18 protein-coding genes are annotated in these 16,342 nt (G+C 71.6%); 7 read left to right on the forward strand and 11 right to left on the reverse strand.

Annotation, left to right across the window (positions count from 1 at the left end):
- The 3 genes from IO30_RS0119715 to IO30_RS0119725 form a co-directional block, all read right to left on the reverse strand.
- The coding region (locus tag IO30_RS0119715; protein WP_209439897.1) for an ATP-binding cassette domain-containing protein at window positions 1-165 on the reverse strand (165 nt) is incomplete at its 3' end.
- Window positions 165-1,106, reverse strand: a complete 942-nt coding sequence (locus IO30_RS0119720) for an ABC transporter permease subunit (RefSeq protein ID WP_031144821.1) — start codon at window positions 1,104-1,106, stop codon at window positions 165-167. The genes IO30_RS0119715 and IO30_RS0119720, both read right to left, overlap by 1 nt.
- 38 nt (window positions 1,107-1,144) lie before the next feature.
- Entirely contained in the window at window positions 1,145-2,104 is a 960-nt protein-coding gene (locus tag IO30_RS0119725) for an ABC transporter substrate-binding protein (RefSeq protein ID WP_031144822.1), read from the reverse strand.
- Window positions 2,105-2,627: 523 nt separating this feature from the next.
- Here IO30_RS0119725 and IO30_RS0119730 point away from each other — a divergent pair.
- From IO30_RS0119730 to IO30_RS0119745, 4 genes are all read left to right on the forward strand, one after another.
- The gene (locus IO30_RS0119730; protein ID WP_031144823.1) at window positions 2,628-3,830 is read left to right on the forward strand and encodes an NAD(P)-dependent malic enzyme; all 1,203 of its coding nucleotides are present in this window, start codon (window positions 2,628-2,630) and stop codon (window positions 3,828-3,830) included.
- A 150-nt stretch (window positions 3,831-3,980) separates the two neighbouring features.
- Complete coding sequence (locus IO30_RS0119735; RefSeq protein WP_031144824.1) at window positions 3,981-4,943, forward strand: zinc-binding dehydrogenase; 963 nt, start codon at window positions 3,981-3,983, stop codon at window positions 4,941-4,943.
- An 84-nt stretch (window positions 4,944-5,027) separates the two neighbouring features.
- The gene (locus tag IO30_RS0119740) at window positions 5,028-5,237 is read left to right on the forward strand and encodes a helix-turn-helix domain-containing protein (RefSeq protein WP_031144825.1); all 210 of its coding nucleotides are present in this window, start codon (window positions 5,028-5,030) and stop codon (window positions 5,235-5,237) included.
- On the forward strand, window positions 5,237-5,809 hold the full coding sequence (locus tag IO30_RS0119745) for a Clp protease N-terminal domain-containing protein (protein ID WP_031144827.1): 573 nt from the start codon (window positions 5,237-5,239) through the stop codon (window positions 5,807-5,809). Before IO30_RS0119740 ends, IO30_RS0119745 begins: the two co-directional genes overlap by 1 nt.
- Before the next feature lie 9 nt (window positions 5,810-5,818).
- Here the strand turns inward: IO30_RS0119745 and IO30_RS0119750 are convergent, their stop codons facing one another.
- The 3 genes from IO30_RS0119750 to IO30_RS0119760 form a co-directional block, all read right to left on the reverse strand.
- The gene (locus IO30_RS0119750; RefSeq protein WP_031144828.1) at window positions 5,819-6,748 is read right to left on the reverse strand and encodes a PadR family transcriptional regulator; all 930 of its coding nucleotides are present in this window, start codon (window positions 6,746-6,748) and stop codon (window positions 5,819-5,821) included.
- Window position 6,749: 1 nt separating this feature from the next.
- The gene (locus IO30_RS0119755; protein WP_031144830.1) at window positions 6,750-7,658 is read right to left on the reverse strand and encodes a DUF4097 family beta strand repeat-containing protein; all 909 of its coding nucleotides are present in this window, start codon (window positions 7,656-7,658) and stop codon (window positions 6,750-6,752) included.
- 525 nt (window positions 7,659-8,183) lie between these two features.
- Complete coding sequence (locus tag IO30_RS0119760) at window positions 8,184-9,188, reverse strand: LysR family transcriptional regulator (RefSeq protein WP_234321501.1); 1,005 nt, start codon at window positions 9,186-9,188, stop codon at window positions 8,184-8,186.
- A 207-nt stretch (window positions 9,189-9,395) separates the two neighbouring features.
- On the opposite strand from IO30_RS0119760, the gene snpA reads away from it, so the two are divergent.
- Window positions 9,396-10,055 (forward strand): snapalysin, encoded by a 660-nt coding sequence (snpA, locus tag IO30_RS0119765; RefSeq protein ID WP_031144832.1) that lies wholly within the window; start codon window positions 9,396-9,398, stop codon window positions 10,053-10,055.
- A gap of 8 nt (window positions 10,056-10,063) precedes the next feature.
- Here the strand turns inward: snpA and IO30_RS40685 are convergent, their stop codons facing one another.
- The 5 genes from IO30_RS40685 to IO30_RS0119790 all read right to left on the reverse strand — a co-directional run bounded on the left by IO30_RS40685 (window position 10,064) and on the right by IO30_RS0119790 (window position 14,265).
- Window positions 10,064-10,264, reverse strand: coding sequence for a hypothetical protein (locus tag IO30_RS40685; protein ID WP_031152368.1), 201 nt, complete (start codon window positions 10,262-10,264; stop codon window positions 10,064-10,066).
- A 72-nt stretch (window positions 10,265-10,336) separates the two neighbouring features.
- Entirely contained in the window at window positions 10,337-10,921 is a 585-nt protein-coding gene (locus tag IO30_RS0119775; protein WP_031144833.1) for a dihydrofolate reductase family protein, read from the reverse strand.
- 94 nt (window positions 10,922-11,015) lie between these two features.
- Window positions 11,016-11,618 (reverse strand): GNAT family N-acetyltransferase, encoded by a 603-nt coding sequence (locus IO30_RS0119780; RefSeq protein ID WP_031144834.1) that lies wholly within the window; start codon window positions 11,616-11,618, stop codon window positions 11,016-11,018.
- Between the two features lie 143 nt (window positions 11,619-11,761).
- Entirely contained in the window at window positions 11,762-12,811 is a 1,050-nt protein-coding gene (locus IO30_RS0119785; protein ID WP_031144835.1) for a family 2 encapsulin nanocompartment cargo protein polyprenyl transferase, read from the reverse strand.
- 47 nt (window positions 12,812-12,858) lie between these two features.
- Window positions 12,859-14,265 carry a family 2B encapsulin nanocompartment shell protein gene (locus IO30_RS0119790; RefSeq protein WP_031144836.1) on the reverse strand — a complete coding sequence of 469 codons (1,407 nt, stop codon included), beginning with the start codon at window positions 14,263-14,265 and terminating at the stop codon, window positions 12,859-12,861.
- Between the two features lie 237 nt (window positions 14,266-14,502).
- Here IO30_RS0119790 and IO30_RS0119795 point away from each other — a divergent pair, with 237 nt between their 5' ends.
- Window positions 14,503-14,958 (forward strand): RrF2 family transcriptional regulator, encoded by a 456-nt coding sequence (locus tag IO30_RS0119795; protein ID WP_031144837.1) that lies wholly within the window; start codon window positions 14,503-14,505, stop codon window positions 14,956-14,958.
- A gap of 182 nt (window positions 14,959-15,140) precedes the next feature.
- Window positions 15,141-16,337 carry a globin domain-containing protein gene (locus tag IO30_RS0119800; RefSeq protein ID WP_031144838.1) on the forward strand — a complete coding sequence of 399 codons (1,197 nt, stop codon included), beginning with the start codon at window positions 15,141-15,143 and terminating at the stop codon, window positions 16,335-16,337.
- Window positions 16,338-16,342 lie beyond the last annotated feature (5 nt).

Below are 16,342 nucleotides of genomic sequence, written 5' to 3' on the forward strand. Positions count from 1 at the left end.
CTCCAGGTGGTTGATGCACCGCAGGAAGGTCGACTTGCCGGAGCCGGACGGGCCGACCAGGCAGAAGACCTCACGCGGGGCGACCTCCAGGTCGATGCCCTTGAGGATGTGCGCCGCCCCGTAGGACTTGTGGACGCCCTCGGCCTTCACCATGGCAGTCGTCATCAGGCCACCGCCTTGCGGTCAGAGAAGCTGGACAGTTTCGCCTTGATCTTCTGCAACGGCGTGGGCGGCAGCGAGCGGAGCGCACCGCGGGCGTAGCGGCGCTCCAGGTAGTACTGGCCGACGCTGAACACACTGGTCAGGGCGAGGTACCAGATCGAGGCGACGAAGAACATCTCCATCACCGCGAACGACGTGGACGCGATGTCCTGGGCCGCACGCAGCAGGTCGAAGTACTGCACGGCGACGACGAGCGACGAGGTCTTGAGCATGTTGATGAACTCGTTGCCCGACGGCGGCACGATCACCCGCATGGCCTGCGGCAGCACGACGCGGCGCATGGTCTGCATCCGGGTCATGCCGAGCGCGTGCGAGGCCTCGGTCTGGCCTTCGTCGACCGACTGGATGCCGGCCCGGACGATCTCCGCCATGTACGCGCCCTCGTTCAGGCCGAGGCCCAGCAGGGCGGCCAGGAACGGCGTCATGACCTGGGTCATCTCGTCCTTGTAGAACCCCAGGTTCAGGACCGGGAAGATCAGGGCGAGGTTGAACCAGATGAGGAGCTGCACGTACACCGGGGTGCCGCGGAAGAGCCAGATGTAGAACCAGGCGATGGTGCTGGTCACCGGGTTCTTCGAGAGGCGCATCACGGCGAAGAGGACACCGAGCACCAGGCCCAGGGCCATCGAGGCGACGCTGATCCAGATCGTGTTGCCGACACCGCGGAGGATGGTCGGATCGAACAGCTTCTCCGGGACGGTCGCCCAGCGCACGTTGCCCTGCGAGAAGGCGATCGCGAGCGCCACGACCAGGCCGATCACGACCACCGCGCTGATCCAGCGGCCGAAGTGGCGGACCGGGATGGCGCGGATCGCCTCGGGGGGGATGGCCCCGCCCGGCGGGGTGTCCGCCGGGTCCGGGGCCTTGTCGAGCTTGTCAGTCACAGTGACTGCCCTTCAGTGTGCTGCGGTCTGCGCGGAGGTCAGGAGCCTGCGTTGATCTTGGCCTCGGTCACGGCGCCGGAGCCCGCGTTCCACTTGTCCAGGGCGGCCTTGTACGTGCCGTCCTTGATGACCGCGTCGAGGGCTTCCTTGAGCGCGTCGCGCAGCTCGGTGTTCTTCTTGTCCACCGCGATGCCGAAGAGGCCGGCGTCGGTCGGGTTGGCGATGGCCTCGAAGTCGTTGCCGCCGCCGGCGGTCTGCGCGATGTACGCGGCGACCGGGGAGTCGTTCAGGTCGGCGACGGCGCCGCCGGCCTTCACGCGGGTCTGGGCCTCGGCGTCGGTCGGGAAGGACTCGATGCCGATCTCGCCCTTGCCGGCCGTCTTGCACTTCTCGGACTGGTCCTTGGCGGACGTCTCGTACGTGGTGCCGCGCTGGACGGCGACCTTCTTGCCGCACAGGTCGTCGAGGGTCTTGATGCCCTCCGGGTTCCCCTTCTTGACGAGGATGCCGGTGGAGGAGGAGAAGTAGTCGACGAAGTCGACGCCGGCGCCGGTCTTGGCGCCCTTGTCGTCCAGGCCCTCCTGACGGGCCTTGGTGTCGGTGAGCGAGGACATGACCAGGTCGCTGCGACCCGTCTGCATGCTGCCGATCAGCGTGTCGAAGGTGCCGGACTCGAACTTGAACTGCACGCCGAGCTGCTTGCTCAGGGCCGCGGCGATGTCGGGGTCGACACCGACGATCTTGCCGCCCTCGGTGAACTCCATCGGCGCGTAGGTGGCGTCCGTGCCGACCTTGATCACGCCGGCGTCCTGGATCTTCTTCGGGAGCTTGGAGAAGAGCGGGGCGCTGTTGTCGGCCGCACCCGAGGGGGCAGTGGAGGCCTTGTCGGTCTGGTCTCCACAGCCGGTGAGGATCAGGGCGCCGGCGACCGCGATCGCGCCGACCGCGGCGATCCGGGACCGGGCGGCGGTCGTACGACGGGTGATGCTTGCGGTCATGAGCTGGTTCCTCCGGCTGATGGAAAAGCACCGAAAAACGGTCGGGCACGCACCATCGAGTGTCGCGACCTTGTGTGATTACGGCATCTTGCCATTCGGACTGGCGCATTCAGGCTGCCCGTCAGGTCAAAATCAGATAACGGACACCCCCGGCTACCCAACAGGACTGCGGGCAAGGGCCCTCAGAGCCGCACAAAACGCTGTGACCAGCCATTTTCGGCGCATGATTTGCGGCGCGTCTCGCCCATTGGACAGAGAGGTTTGGACTTTTAGCCAAAACCAGGACAAGCGGCCTACAGTCGAGCAGGAATCGACTCGTCTGGGTGAGTGTTCTTCGGGTAGAACAGATCCTTACACCCCTCATCCGGGGCTCAGGGCGCGCGTGCGGCGCGCCCGCGCGTACGAACCTCCCCTCTGCGGAGACGGGCCAACCGTCGATGCGGAGTACGGACGCGGTGCCCGCCCACCCCTTAACCAGGAGTGGCCACCCTCAATGATCAAAGGACCTAAGGGGTCACACAAAGTGGCAGCGGAGATCGTCAACCCTCGCAGCGACAGTGCGACGGACAACAACCCGGACGCGGTGTTCGCGCTGCACCGGGGCGGCAAGATGGCCATTCAGGCCACTGTGCCTGTCAACAACAAGGACGACCTGTCCCTGGCGTACACACCCGGCGTGGCGAAGGTGTGCAGCGCCATCGCCGAGCAGCCGGAGCTGGTGAACGAGTACACCTGGAAGTCCAACGTGGTCGCCGTCGTCACCGACGGTACGGCCGTGCTCGGACTCGGTGACATCGGTCCCGAAGCCTCCCTCCCCGTGATGGAGGGCAAGGCCATCCTCTTCAAGCAGTTCGGTGGCGTGGACGCGGTTCCGATCGCGCTCGCCACCAAGGACACGGACGAGATCGTCGAGACGGTCATCCGTCTGGCGCCGTCCTTCGGCGGGGTGAACCTGGAGGACATCTCCGCGCCCCGCTGCTTCGAGATCGAGCGCCGCCTCCAGGAGGCGCTGGACATCCCGATCTTCCACGACGACCAGCACGGCACGGCCATCGTGACGCTGGCCGCGCTGCGCAACGCGGCGAAGCTCACGGGTCGCACCCTCGGCGACCTGCGGGCCGTGATCTCGGGTGCGGGCGCCGCGGGCATCGCGATCGCCAAGATCCTCGTGGACGCGGGCATCGGCGACGTCTGCGTCACCGACCGCAAGGGCGTCGTCTCGGCCGACCGCTCGGACCTGACGGACGTCAAGGCCGAGATCGCGGGCCTGACGAACAAGACCGGGCAGACAGGCTCCCTGGAGCAGGCGCTGGCCGGCGCGGACGTCTTCATCGGCGTCTCCGGCGGTACGGTCCCCGAGCCGGCGGTGGCCTCGATGGCGAAGGACGCCTTCGTCTTCGCCATGGCCAACCCGAACCCGGAGGTCCACCCGGACGTCGCGCACAAGTACGCGGCGGTCGTGGCCACGGGCCGTTCGGACTTCCCGAACCAGATCAACAACGTGCTCGCGTTCCCGGGCATCTTCGCGGGCGCCCTCAAGGTGCGCGCGACCCGGATCACCGAGGGCATGAAGATCGCCGCCGCCGACGCCATCGCCGGTGTCGTCGGTGACGAGCTCGCCGCCGACTACGTGATCCCGTCGCCCTTCGACGAGCGCGTGGCCGAGGCCGTCGCCTCGGCGGTCGCCGCCGCGGCGAAGGCCGACGGCGTGGCCCGCCTGGCCTGAGCACTGCGCTGAGCGTCAACGGGAAGGGGCCCGGCCGGAGCGATCCGGCCGGGCCCCTTCCCGTTCCCGGGCCCCGATGCGACGAAGGCCTCACCCCCGGCGTCCCCGCAAGGGCTGGAACCCGGACCTACCGAGCGGTAGCGTCGCGGCATGTTCGCTGCCTACGCCGCCCGAATCGACCGTGACCAGCCGCTGAACGGCCTTGAGCTGGGCGAACGCCCGGCCCCGCAGGCCCGTCCCGGCTGGGTGACCGTGAACGTCAAGGCCGCCTCCCTCAACCACCACGACCTGTGGTCCCTGCGCGGGGTGGGCCTGGCCGAGGACAAGCTCCCGATGATCCTGGGCTGCGACGCCGCCGGGACCGACCAGGACGGCAACGAGGTCGTCCTGCACTCCGTGATCGGCCAGAGCGGCCACGGGGTGGGCCCGGACGAGCCGCGCTCGATCCTGACCGAGCGCTATCAGGGCACCTTCGCCGAGCAGGTGACCGTCCCGGCCTGGAACGTCCTGCGCAAGCCCCCCGAGCTGTCCTTCGAGGAGGCCGCCTGCCTGCCCACCGCCTGGCTGACCGCGTACCGGATGCTGTTCACCAACGCCGGGGTCCGGCCCGGGGACTCCGTCCTCGTACAGGGTGCCGGAGGCGGGGTCGCGACCGCCGCGATCGCCCTCGGCCGGGCGGCCGGCCTGCGGGTCTTCGCCACCAGCCGGGACGAGGCCAAGCGCAAGAGGGCCGTGGAGCTCGGCGCGGCGGAGGCCTTCGAGCCGGGCGCGCGGCTGCCGCAGCGGGTGGACGCGGTGATCGAGACGGTCGGCGCGGCCACCTGGTCCCACTCGGTGAAGTCGCTGCGCCCCGGCGGCACCCTGGTGATCTCGGGTGCGACGAGCGGCGACCGTCCGGCGCACGCCGAGCTGACCCGGATCTTCTTCCTGGAGCTCAAGGTGGTCGGCTCGACGATGGGCTCGAAGGACGAGCTGGAGGACCTGCTGGCCTTCTGTGCGACCACGGGCCTGCGGCCGGTCATCGACGAGGTCCTGCCGCTGGACCGGGCGCGCGAGGGCTTCGAGAAGCTCGCCTCGGGCGACCTCTTCGGCAAGGTGGTGCTCACCCCGTAGCTCCCGTGGCCCGGTCCGCCCGCCGGGCGGACCGTTCGTCAATGCAGGTTGACAACCCTCCCGTGTCAACCTACATTGACATGCATGACGGAAGCTACCGATCTCGCCGAACGGGCCGGTGACCGTGACCCCCGCGTGGGCCTGCGCGCCGTAGTCGCCCTCCGCAGGCTGCTGGAGCAGCTGGAGGCCGTACAGGTGCGCAGTGCCCGCGCGCAGGGCTGGTCCTGGCAGGAGATCGCGGCCGAGCTGGGCGTCAGCCGGCAGGCCGTGCACAAGAAGTACGGGAGGCTGTGATGTTCGAACGCTTCACCCGCGAGGCCCGGGCCACCGTGACGGGCGCGGTCACCGAGGCCCGCCGGTCCGGCGCCGCCACGGTCACCGAGGAACACCTGCTGCTCGCCCTGCTCTCCCAGGGCGCCCTGGACTCGCTGGGAGTGGACCGGGCCTCAGTGGCGGCCGACCTCGCGGCCGTACGCCGCCGGGGCGGCATGTCCCGGGCCGACGAGGAGGCCCTGGCCGGACTCGGCATCGACCTCACGGAGATCGTCTCCCGCGTCGAGGAGAGCCACGGCGAAGGGGCCCTGGCGGCGCCGGCCCCGCGCAGGCGCACCCTGGGCACCTCGCTCCGCTCGGTCCTGGGACGCGGCGGGCCGGACGACCGCGGCACCGCTCACCACGTCCCCTTCACGCAGGGCTCGAAGAAGGTGCTGGAGCAGTCCCTGCGGATCGCCCTGGGCCGTCACGAGCGCCACATCGGCACCCTGCACCTGCTGCTGGCCCTGCTCTCCCGGCCCGGCCCGGCCGCGGAGGTCCTGACGGACCACGGCGTCACCTACGCCGCGGCCGAGGCGGGCCTGGCCGCCTGACCGGCCCCCTTACGCGCTGCGCAGGGTCGCCGTCAGGCGGGCGGCCGCGGTCGCCAGGCCGGAGCGGGCCTCGACCAGGCCGGCCGGGGTGACGCCGTGGTCCCGGGCCGCGTCCCGCACCTCGTCGCGGAAGCGGTCCAGCAGGCGGTCCAGGTCACGGGCCGGGTCGCCGGTGGGCGTCAGGTCCAGGGCCCAGTCCACGGCCGGAGCCGTGGCCGCAGCCGATGCCTCGGCGGCGGCCGGGTCCGTCGGGGCGGAGGGGGCTGAAGGGGCGGACGGGGCCGTCGCGGGTCCCCCGCCGAGCCAGGCTCCGGCGAGGCTGCCGAGGACGCCGCCCGACTTCGCGAACTGCTCCTGCAGCTGGCCCGCGATGCGCTGGACCTCCTCACGGGCCCGGTCCTGGGCCTCCTTGGCCTGGCGGCGGGCCTGCTGGGCCTCCTCGCGGGCCCGGCGGCTCTCGTCCTTCGCCCGGCGCGCCTGGTCCTTCCACTCCGCTCTGGCCTTGCGCAGCTCTTCCTTGGCCGCCTTCCAGGACTCGTCCTCGACCTGGGTGGCCGTCGCCGAGGCCGCCGCCCGCATCTCGCGCCGCAGGTCCCCCGCGGCTCCGCGGACGTCGTCGCGGATCTCGGCCGCCAGCTCGGAGACCGAGTCGCGGATCTCCAGTTCCAGGTCGGCGAGCTCACCGCCCCGGTCGGCCAGTTCGGCCCGGCCCGCGTCGGTGATGGAGTACACCTTGCGCCCGCCCTCGCTGGCATGCGTGACCAGGCCTTCGGCCTCCAGCTTGGCCAGCCGCGGGTACACGGTGCCGGCGGAGGGCGCGTACAGGCCCTGGAAGCGCTCCTCCAGCAGACGGATCACCTCGTACCCGTGCCGCGGGGCCTCGTCCAGCAGCTTGAGGAGATAGAGGCGCAGGCGGCCGTGGGCGAAGACGGGCGGCATGTCAGATCACCTTCTTGTCGAGCGTCAGGGGGGTGTCCGCGGCCGGGCGGCGCAGCAGCGCGATGGCACCCGAGACGGTGGTGGCCCGCAGGGTGCCGGTGCCGGAACCGAGGGTGCCGGTGATCCGCTTGGCCCCCAGCTGGCCGGAGACCCGCAGGTCCTCGAAGGCGTTGGAGACGCCGCCGGTGGCCGTGTTGGCCTCCACGCGGGCGTCGGCGGGGTGCGGGAGCCGGATGGCGACCTGGCCGGAGACGGAGTTCAGCGCGATGTCCACCGGGCGCGAGGCGGCCGGGTCGAGGTCCAGGTCGATGAGCATGTCACCGCTGACGGAGTCGGCCCGTACGCTCACGCCCGCGCCGTCGACGACCGTCAGGCCGCCGGAGACGGAGTGGAAGCCGAGGTCGCCGGTGACGGACTGGGCCTCGACGCTGCCCGAGACGGTGTTCGCCTTGACCCGGCCCGACAGGGCGACGAGCGTGGAGTCGCCGGAGACCCCGTGCACGTCGGTGCCGCCGGAGATGCCGGAGACGAAGGAGGCGGCGTCGACCGCGGCCACCTGGACGCGGGTGGCGGCGGGGACGGTGAGGGTGACGGACGCACTGCGCTCCCAGGCCTTGCGGCCGGAGCCCGAGCCGGACCAGGCCTTCCAGGGCTTGCCCTCGAACCACTTCTTGAGGCCCTGGGAACCGTTCCAGGGCAGGTCCTCGTAGGAGACGGTGAGGCTGCCGCCCTCCTGCACCACGTGCAGGGGCGGTCCGTCGACCGCGGTCACCTCTAGGCGGGCCGGGCCGTCCTCGGCGGCGACGACGTTGACCGAGCCGCTCACCAGGCGGACGTGGAGCTCGGTCACGGGCTCGTCGAAGGTGAGCTTCTGGGGTCCGGCGACCGACCACGTCATCTGCTCTGCCATGGCTGCTGATCCTCCTCGTGCGTTCACGGACCGGGTCTCGACGCACGCAACATATCGCGTCTTCTGACTAACACGATATATCGCGGTTGGGGGAAGTCAAGCGGCCCGCCCTGCCGCAGGCTCGGGGCCTCGCTTCCCGGGGCCGGGGCGTGTGCGGGGTGGGGGCCAGCAGGAGGGTCCCCACAGGACGAGCGCGCAACCCGGGCTCCGCACACGCAGCCGGGGCTCGGTGCGCGAGCCGAGGAGACACTCCGGAGGGACACCGTCCCGCACACCCACGGCGAGGCGAGCGGCACCTGTTCGAGGCGCGGCGTCCGGCGCGGAGCCCCGCACAACGGACCCACAGACGGCTCACCGGCCAGAGCACCCCGCCAGGGGAACGGCCACAGGCCGGGCACCCCGCCAGGGGAACGGCCACAGGCCGGGCACCCCGCCAGGGGAACGGCCACAGGCCGGGGGAACGGCCACAGGCCGGGCACCCCGCCAGGGGAACGGCCCGGCACGGCTGAGCCCGGCCGCAGGCCGTCAGGCCGCCTCCACCTCCGCACCCGGCGCCCCGGCCAGGCCTTCGGTCTCCGGCCCCGCCGGGGCCCCCGGCTCGGGGCTCAGCAGCGGACTGGCGTGGCGGTGCAGCCAGGCCAGGTACGGGGGCGTGCGCAGGGCGGCCTCGCGGTAGGCGGCGCGCAGGTCCTCGTAGACCTCGGCGTGCGCGCCCGGACGGGTCGCCAGCAGCAGCCGTACGGCCAGCGGGTCGCCCGACAGGGGCCGGATCGCCATGTCGTCCCGCGGCCCGGAGGTGGGCTGGCAGGGCGCCACCGCCTCACCGGAGACGATCAGCGAGGTCGCGGTGTGGTAATCGGCGTGCAGCACGGGCGGGTCGAGGCCCGCCCCGGCGAAGATCCGCCGCAGGCCGTCCCATTCGCCGTCCACCGAGGGGTCCACGGTCCACCGGTCGGCGGCCAGGTCCCGCAGCTCCACCACCGGTCGCCGGGCCGCCGGATGGTCCCGGGCCATCGACACGAACTGCGGCTCCCGCTCCATCAGCACGTGCAGCTGGAGCCCGGCCGGCACCCGCAGCGGGCTGCCCTCCACCTCGTGCACGAAGGCCACGTCCAGCTGCCCCGAATCCACCATCCGCAGCAGGGCGTTGGCCGATACGTCCACCACCAGAGAGGTCTCGGTGTCCGGGAGACGCCGGTGCACCCGCCTTAACCAGCCGGGTAACGCGCGGCTGGCCGTCGACCCGATGCGCAGGCGCGGCCCGCGGGCCAGCGCCCGCGCCTCCGCGACCAGTGCGGCCATGTCGGCCAGCAGGGGACGGGCCCGGCCGAGCACGGTGCGACCGAACGGCGTGGGGCGGCATCCGGTGCGCTCGCGCAGGAACAGCTCGCCGTCCAGGGCCCGTTCGATGCGGCGCAGCTGTGTCGTCAGGGAGGGCTGGCTCACGCCGAGCTGCCGCGCCGCCTTGTGCAGGCTGCCGGCGTCGGCGATGGCGCACAGTGCGCGCAGGTGCCTCACCTCGAGCTCCATGCCCCGAGGGTAGGGCGGGCCGGGCGGACCGCACCAGCCACTTATAGCCCCCCGAATCCCGCCATTCTCTTGCTAGTTGGCCATCCGAAAACTCCCCGATAGCCCGGCGTTATCGGTGGCTGACATCATCCGCCCGGCCCGATGGCTCCCGCAGACTCCGGTACCGAACGACCCACCCCCCGCACCGGATGAGTAGGAGCCCCCCACATGCGCCACTCCCGTAAGGCCGTCCTGGCCGCCTCGATCGGCCTCGGTCTGGCCGCTGCGCTCGGCGCCGTCCCCAGCGCCAGCGCGGCCACCGCCCCCGTCCACGGCAACGCGGCGAGCTACGCCGCGTACGAGGGCTCGCAGGAGAACGCGGCCGCCAACCGCGCCTTCTTCGACGCCGTGCAGCGTTCGGTCGCCGAGCAGCGCGCCGCGAACCCGGGCGCCCTGGCGGTGACCGTCACGTACAACACCCGCAGCGCGCCGAGCTTCCGCACCCAGATAGCGAACTCCACCCGGATCTGGAACAGCTCGGTGACCAACGTCAAGCTGCAGGAGGTGTCCTCCGGCGGCAACTTCTCCTACCGCGAGGGCAACGACTCACGCGGTTCGTACGCGAGCACGGACGGGCACGGCCGCGGTTACATCTTCCTCGACTACCGGCAGAACCAGCAGTACAACTCCACCCGGGTGACCTCGCACGAGACCGGCCACGTGCTGGGTCTGCCGGACCACTACTCGGGTCCGTGCAGCGAGCTGATGTCGGGTGGCGGCCCGGGCACCTCGTGCCAGAACGCCACCCCGAACAGCACCGAGCGGGCTCGCGTCAACCAGCTGTGGGCCAACGGCCTCGTCGCCTCCGGCCTGGGCACGAAGGGCTAGGTCTCCCGTCAGGTCCCTTCGGGGGCGTGCCGCCCGCAGTCCGGGTTCCGGCAGGGACCCGGACCCCATTGCGGCACGAAGACCCCGAGGGACTTGTGCCGTCTGACCACGGTGTCGACGGCGCCCTTGCAGGCCGGGCACGTCTGCTGCTCGTGCCCGGCCTGCGGGGCGACCGTCTCGTGCATGCGCTGCTGCTCTTCACGGGCCATACCTCCACGGTAGGCCCGTTTCGCGCGTTCGGCGGGGGCGGGCGGGGGCGGGCCCCCGCCCGGCCGGCCCGGTCAGCGCTTGACGGCGTACGAGGTGATGACCTGGCCGCCGCCGAGCACGGTGCAGCCGGTCAGCTCCAGCGGGCGCACGCCGAAGCCCGCCCGGGACATCGGCATGCCGGTCCCGACCACGACCGGGTACGTCTTGACGATGTACTCGTCGATCTCGTCGGCCAGCTGGCCCGCGAGGTCCGCGCCGCCGCACAGCCAGATGTCGAGTCCGTCCTGCGCCTTCAGCTCGCGGACCCGGGCGACGAGGTCCCCGCCGATCAGGCGGACCTGGGGGTCCGGCGCCTCGGTGAGGGAGCGCGAGACGACGTACTGCTCGCGCATGTGGCCGTAGGGGCTGGCCACGCCCTGCTTGAGGCCGGGCTCGTAGGTGCCGCGGCCCATGAGGACCGTGTCGAAGCGCTTGGGGGCGCGGTCCTCGATCCCGAACTGCGCCCGGCCCGGGCCGGCGATCGTCTCCGGGTACTCGGCCGTCAGGTGGCCGATGAACTCCGGGTCGAGGAAGGCGTAGATGAAGTCCGCGTCGCCGTCGGGGGCCCCGATGAACCCGTCGACGGTCGTCGCGATGAAGTAGCTGAGCTTGCGCAAGCGATTCTCTTCCGTCAGACAGTGCCGCCGCACCGGGGCACGCCGAACAAAGTACTTCAGGTGAAGTACTTTGCCAAGACCGATTCCCTGTGGGTCAGCCCCGCGGCTTGCGCCACATGGGCCACATCAGCGGCCCGTCCGGGAGTCGCACCGCTTCGCCCGTGAACTCCCAGCCCAGGCGTTCGTACAGCGCCTTGCTGCGCTCGCTGCTCGCCTCCAGGTAGGCCGGCAGGCCCTCCTCGTCACAGCGCTCCAGCACCGGCCGGATCAGCTCGGTGCCCAGGCCCTCGCCCTGCCGGCCCGGGGCCACGGCGATCATCAGGAGGTACTCGTGCTCCTCCGCGGTCGGGTGCACGGCGCCCGTGAGCCGCCCCACCAGCTCGCACCGCTCGTTGTCCGGATCGGCCACCGCCCGCATCTTCGCCGGGACCTCGTCCTCGACGTGCCCGGCCTCCGGGTCGGCCGCCGGGACGCGCAGCCACAGGGCGGCCGCCGAGCCGTCCGCCGCGTAGTCGATCCGGCCTTCCGCCAGGGCCACGTCCACGAAGACGCCCAGGAACCGGCCGTGCACGGCGGCGCGGTGCTCCGGATCCGGGAAGACCCAGCTGCTCACCGGATCGGTGCGGAAGGCCTCGTCGAGCAGGCGCGCCACCGCGTCCCGGTCCGACTGGTCCGCCTGACGTATCTCCAGCGCCACTGGTCACACCCTTCACTCTTCACTCACGTGTCAACAACCTTGAGTGATCCTAGAGTTGGGCCGGAACGGGCGTAAGGCCCGTTCCGGCACCGTGCGGCGCCGGAACGGGCCCTGCTCCTGCCGTGCGGGACCCCCGCCCCCGCTCACCTCGTGCGGCGCGTCACGAACTCGGCCAGGGCCAGCAGTCCGCCGGCCGCCCCGAGGTCCGGCACGGCCCGGGACAGCTGCTGCACCGCCCGGCCCATCCGGTCGGCGGCATGGGCCTGCGCCCAGTCCCGGCCGCCGGCCCGGTCCACCGCGTCGGCCGCCGCGGACACCTCCGCCCCGGACATCGGCCCCGCGTACAGGGCCGCCAGCTCCTCCCCCGCCGAGGTGCCCGAGGTGAGGGCCGCCACGACCGGGAGGGACTTCTTGCGGGCGATCAGGTCGGCCCCGGCGGGCTTCCCGGTGTGCCCCGGATCCCCCCAGATCCCGATCAGGTCGTCGATCAGCTGGAAGGCCAGACCGGCCTCCCGGCCGAAGGAGTCCATCGCGTCCACCTCGTCCGGCCCCGCCCCCGCGTACAGCGCGCCCAGTGCGCACGCGCAGCCCAGGAGGGCACCGGTCTTGGCCGTGGCCATCGTCAGGCACTCGTCGAGCGAGACGTTCGCACGCTGCTCGAAGGCACAGTCCGCCTGCTGGCCCGCACACAGTTCGACGACACAGGCCGTCAGCCGGGCCGCGGCCTCGGCCGAGGCCGGATGCCCGTCCTGGGCGAGGACGCTCAGCGCGAGCGCCATCATCGCGTCACCGGTGATGATCGCGTCCGACATCCCGAAGACGGTCCAGGCCGTGGCGCGGCCGCGCCGCTGCACGTCCTTGTCGATGACGTCGTCGTGCAGCAGCGTGAAGTTGTGCGTCAGCTCCACGGCCACCGCCGCCCGTACGGGGTCCTCGCCCCGGCCCGCCGGGCCGTGCACGGCCTGCGCCGCCGCGAGGACCAGGGCCGGCCGGACGGCCTTCCCCGCGAGGGCCGCCGCGGGGGAGCCGTCCGCGTGCTCCCAGCCGAAGTGGTACATCGCCACGCGCCGCATCATGGCGGGCAGGCTCTCCACGGTCCGGCGCAGCTCCGGGTTGACCGTTTCTCTGGTGCGTTCCAGCAGGGCTGCGGCCTCGTGGCCCTCGCCGGTCGTGATCGCCTCGGTGGTCGCCATGGCGTGTCCGTGCTCCTGGTGGTCCCGGTACCCCTCGGCCTGCCGCCTCAGCGCCAGCGGCCGATCTCGACGTTCTCCAGGACACCGAGCGCGTCCGGCACCAGCACCGCGGCGGAGAAGTAGGCGGTGACCAGGTACGAGATGATCGCCTGCTCGCTGATCCCCATGAAGCGGACCGAGGTGCTCGGCTCGATCTCGTCCGGGATGCCCGGCTGGTGCAGGCCGATCACGCCCTGCTCGTCCTCGCCCGTGCGCATGCACAGGATGGACGTGGTGCGGGCGTCGCTGATCGGGATCTTGTTGCTCGGGAAGATGGGCACGCCGCGCCAGGCCGGCACGCGGTTGCCGCCGATGTCCACCGACTCCGGGTACAGGCCGCGCCGGTTGCACTCGCGGCCGAAGGCGGCGATCGCCTTGGGGTGCGCGAGGAAGAACTTGGAGCCGCGGCGCATGCTGAGCAGCTGGTCCATGTCGTCGGGGCTGGGCGCGCCGTCGTGGGGCTGGATGCGCTGGTCGTAGTCGGCGTTGTGGAGCAGGCCGAACTCGCGGTTGTTGAGCATCTCGTGCTCCTGGCGCTCGCGCAGCGCCTCCACCGTGAGCCGCAACTGCTGCTCGGTCTGGTTCATCGGCTGGTTGTAGAGGTCGGCGACGCGCGTGTGCACCCGCAGGACCGTTTGTGCGATGGAGAGTTCGTACTCGCGCGGGCGGGCCTCGTAGTCCACGAACGTGCCGGGCAGGACGGCCTCGCCCTGGTGGCCCGCGGAGAGGTCGATGGCGGCTTCGCCGTACTTGTTGGTGTTCGCGGCGGGCTGGGAGCGGACGCGCTCCACGTGCGCGCGCAGCGAGTCGACCCGGTCGGCGAGGAGCTGGAAGTCCTGGCGGGTCAGGACGAGCGCGGTGCCGGAGGTGGCGGCGCGGGCGGTGTACTCCCAGATGGACTCCTCGTCGGCGAGGGAGTCCTCGCCGAAGTAGGTGCCGTCGGCGACGGTCCTCAGGACGGCGTCCTCGCCGTAGGGGCCGGGGCCGACCTGGTCGATGCGGCCGTGGGCGAGCAGGAACACCTGGTCGGAGGGGCTGCCGAAGGAGGTCAGCTCCTGGCCCGCCTCGAAGTCGATCTGGCGGCACCGCTGGGCGAGTTCGCCGAGCACCTCCAGGTCCTCGTACTCGCGCAGCAGCGGGAGCTCGCCGAGCTCGGCCGGGATCACCTGGACCTGGGTCCCGGTCTTGATGAACTCGACGCGTCCGTCGCCGACGGAGTAGCTCAGCCGGCGGTTGACGCGGTAGGTGCCGCCCTGGACCGAGACCCACGGGAGCATCTTCAGGAGCCACCGCGAGGTGATCTCCTGCATCTGCGGCGCGGACTTGGTCGTGGTTGCCAAGTTCCGCGCGGCCGATGTGCCGAGACTGCGCTGCGGAGTCTGGGCCTCGGACTCGGAACCTGCCTGGACCGACATGTATTTCCCTTTCGATCACTCCATGGATCTGCGGGATACACCCTTCCAGCACGCAACGTGGTGGGACCATTACACAAAAGAGTGGGACTACTCCGTCCGGGGGTGGGGCACCCTTTCGGGTCCCCTCGCGCACCAGGCACCTCTTGAGCCCCACCTGTTTCGGCCAGCCCTCCACAATGACCCGAATGAACCCGGTTTTAATTTGCATGACAGATGCGAATTTCATACGGTGAGCCCATGAGGCTGACCCGGTTCACCGACCTGGCCCTGCGCGTCCTGATGCGCCTGGCCGTGGAGGAGGCGGACCTCCCGACGACCCGCGAGGTCGCGGCGACCATGGAGGTCCCGTACACCCACACGGCCAAGGTGGTCGCCCGGCTGCAGCACCTCGGCCTGGTCGAGGCGCGGCGCGGCCGCGGCGGTGGGCTCGCGCTGACCAGCACCGGGCGGGCCGCCTCGGTGGGCGGGGTGGTCCGCGAACTGGAGGGCGCGGGCGACGTCGTGGAGTGCGAGGGCAACACCCCCTGCCCGCTGCGCGGCGCCTGCGTCCTGCGCGGCGCGCTGCGCCGGGCCCAGGAGGCCTTCTTCGCCTCGCTGGACCCGCTGACGGTGAACGACCTGGTGGCGGCACCGACCGGACCGCTGCTGCTGGGACTGTCGGCCGGACCGCCGACGAGGGCCGAAAGGCCCTGAACATCCGGGCCCGATGGCCGGTTTCCGCCCTCATCCGGCCCACCTAGGCTGACCTCGAAGGACCCCCCGAACAGATGTCCGCACCGTGGCGGGCCTTCTCTCGGCCTTCAAATGCGCATTTCATATACCACTTCTGCCCCGTTCGGACCGAACCCTTCTGAACCCCAACGCGAGGAGTCCCGATGCTTTCCGAGACGTCGACGGCGACCGTACGAGCCACCCTGCCCGCCGTCGGAGCCGCCATCGGCGACATCACGGAGCTCTTCTACACCAAGCTCTTCGCGGCCCACCCGGAGCTGATCCGCGACCTCTTCAACCGCGGCAACCAGAACGCGGGCCTCCAGAAGCAGGCCCTCGCCGGGTCCATCGCGGCCTTCGCGACCCATCTCGTCGAGCACCCGGACACCCGGCCGGACGTGATGCTGAACCGCATCGCCCACAAGCACGCCTCGCTCGGCGTCACCCGCGCCCAGTACGAGGTCGTCCACCGGCACCTCTTCGAGGCCATCGTCGAGGTGCTCGGCGAGGCCGTCACCCCCGAGGTCGCCGCGGCCTGGGACGAGGTCTACTGGCTGATGGCCAACGCCCTCGTCGCCATCGAGGAGCGCCTCTACGCCGGTCAGCAGGTCGCGGCCGGCGACGTCTGGCGGGACTGGACGGTCACCGACCGCATCGAGGAGACGCCCGACTGCACCACCTTCCGGCTGGCCCCGGCGGACGGCTCCCCGGCCCCCGCGCACCTGCCCGGCCAGTACGTCTCGGTCCAGGTCGAACTCGCGGACGGCGCCCGCCAGATCCGCCAGTACAGCCTCTCCACCGCCCCCGGCTCCCCGGTCCGCGCGATCACCGTCAAGCGGGTCCACGGCCCGGCGGCCGGCGGCCCCGACGGCGAGGTCTCCCGGTACCTCCACGACCGCGTCCGCCCCGGCGACACCCTGCGGGTCTCCGCCCCGTACGGCGACCTGGTCCTGCGGGACACCGCGGCCCCGGTCCTGCTCGCCTCGGCCGGCATCGGCTGCACGCCCATGCTCTCGATGCTGGAACACCTCGCCGACACCGGGCACGCCGCCCCGGTGACCGTGCTGCACGCGGACCGCTCCCCCGCCGACCACCCGCTGCGCAGCGACCACCGCGCCCTGACCCACAAACTGGCCGACGCCCGCGCCGACTTCTGGTACGAGGAGTCGGCCGAACCCGGCGACCGCACCGGCCGCATGGACCTGACGCCGGTACCGGTCGCCGCGGGCACCACGGCCTACCTCTGCGGGCCGCTCCCCTTCATGCGGGCCGTACGCGCCCAGCTGCTCGCCAAGGGCGTGTCCGCGGCCGACATCCACTACGAGGTGTTCGGCCCGGACCTGTGGCTGGCTTCCGCATGAGGCAT

The sequence above is a fragment of the Streptomyces xanthophaeus genome (assembly GCF_000725805.1).
In the GTDB taxonomy this organism is placed as follows: domain Bacteria; phylum Actinomycetota; class Actinomycetes; order Streptomycetales; family Streptomycetaceae; genus Streptomyces; species Streptomyces xanthophaeus.